The 1,634-nt window shown below is 73.2% G+C and carries 2 protein-coding genes; both read left to right on the top strand.

Features of this window, described 5'->3' with window-relative positions; genetic code table 11:
• On the top strand, nucleotides 1-667 hold a 667-nt coding region (locus HMPREF0975_RS10075), incomplete at its 5' end, for a DNA exonuclease SbcCD subunit SbcD (protein ID WP_009234058.1).
• On the top strand, nucleotides 664-1,634 hold a 971-nt coding region (locus tag HMPREF0975_RS10070), incomplete at its 3' end, for an AAA family ATPase (RefSeq protein ID WP_009234057.1). The genes HMPREF0975_RS10075 and HMPREF0975_RS10070, both read left to right, overlap by 4 nt.

The raw sequence follows: 1,634 nt of genomic DNA, 5'->3' as shown, positions 1-1,634 counted from the left end.
CGTCGTCGGCGGCGAGGCGTGCGAGTCCGAGCGGGACATTCGCGTCGGCGGCGTCGACTCCGTGCCCTCCGGCGTCTTCACCACCCTGGGCGGCTCGCCCCTGGCCGAGCGCAGCGGCGGCCTCGACTACGTGGCCCTCGGCCACCTCCACCGGCCCCAGGAGCTCACCCGACCCGCAGGCCCGCGCCTGGTCTACTCCGGCTCGCCCCTGCCCTTCTCCTTCGACGAGGCCGAAGGCGTCCGCAACTCCGCCACCAAATCCTCCGTCCTGCTGGATCTGGGCGCCGACGGCGTCACCGGTCTGGAGCGTATCCCCACCCCGGTCCTGCACCAGGTGCGCACCCTGACCGGCACCATGCCCGAGCTCCTCTCCCCCGCCTTCGACGACGCCACCGGCGCCTGGGTACGCGTCATCCTCCAGGGCGAGCGACCACCCGGCGCCCTGGCCACCCTCAAGGAGCGCTTCCCCAGTCTCCTGGCCTTCCAGCACGAGGCCCCCGCTCGCACCGCCCGCGAGCGCATCGCCGTCACCGCCGCGGCAGACCCGCTGCGCATCACTGAGGACTTCTTCGACGACGTCTGCGGGCGCGCCCCCGAACCCTCCGAGAGCGGCGTCCTGCGCAGCGCGTACGAGTCCGCCCTGGCGAACGCGAGGAGCGAGCGATGAGGATCCACTCCCTGACCATGACCGGCATCGGCCCCTATGCGGGGCAGGAGCACATCGACTTCGACGCAGTGGGCGCCTCGGGCCGCTTCCTGCTCACCGGCCCCACCGGCTCGGGCAAGACCACCATCATCGACGCGATCGTCTTCGCCCTCTACGGGAACGTGGCCGACTCGGCCGACTCCTCCAAGGAGCGCATCCGCTCCACCCTCGTGGGCCCGCACACCGAGAGCGTCATCGAGCTGGTCTTCTCCACCGGCGCCGGCGTCTACCGGGTGCGCCGCACCCCCGCCTACGAGCGGGCCAAGCGGAGCGGCCAGGGCACCACCACCCAGAACGCCACCGTCAAGCTCTGGCACCTGGCCGAGGTCGGCGGTCAGCCGCTCGACGAACCCGTCACCCGCGTGGGCGACGCCGACGCGGAGATCGCGCGCGCCGTCGGGCTCAGCCGGGAACAGTTCACGCAGACGGTCGTCCTGCCGCAAGGCAAGTTCGCCCGGTTCCTGCGCGCCGACTCCTCCGAGCGCCAGCAGCTGCTCAAGGACGTCTTCGGCACCGGCATCTACGACGCCATCCAGGACGCCCTCATCCAGGCCTCCCGGGACGGGGCCCGGAGGGTCGAGCAGGCCGCCGCCGACCTGCGCGGGCAGGTCGCCTCCCTAGGACGGCACCCCCTCCTCACCGAGGTGCCCTCCCCCGCTGAGACCGCGGATGCCGGCGAAGAGGCCAACGACGCCGACCATGGGGCAGCCCGGGATGACCCGTCACGGGAGGTCCCGTCCGGAGGGACCCAGGAGGCACTGCCGCTGCCCATGGAAGACGCCGACCGCGAGGAGCCGAAGGAGGCCGACGCCGGTCCTGCTCCGACGCCGGCCCAGGCGCTAGAGGCGGCGATGGCGGGCGCCACCCCGGACCTGGTGGCTCTTCGCCGCGTCGGGGCCGAGGTGCTGGAGGCCTCGCGCGGCCGTGC

The organism is Actinomyces sp. oral taxon 849 str. F0330, assembly GCF_000239715.1.
Taxonomy (GTDB): Bacteria; Actinomycetota; Actinomycetes; order Actinomycetales; family Actinomycetaceae; genus Actinomyces; species Actinomyces johnsonii.
Note: the sequence above shows the minus strand (reverse complement) of the source record. Positions and strands in the feature narration are given on the sequence as shown.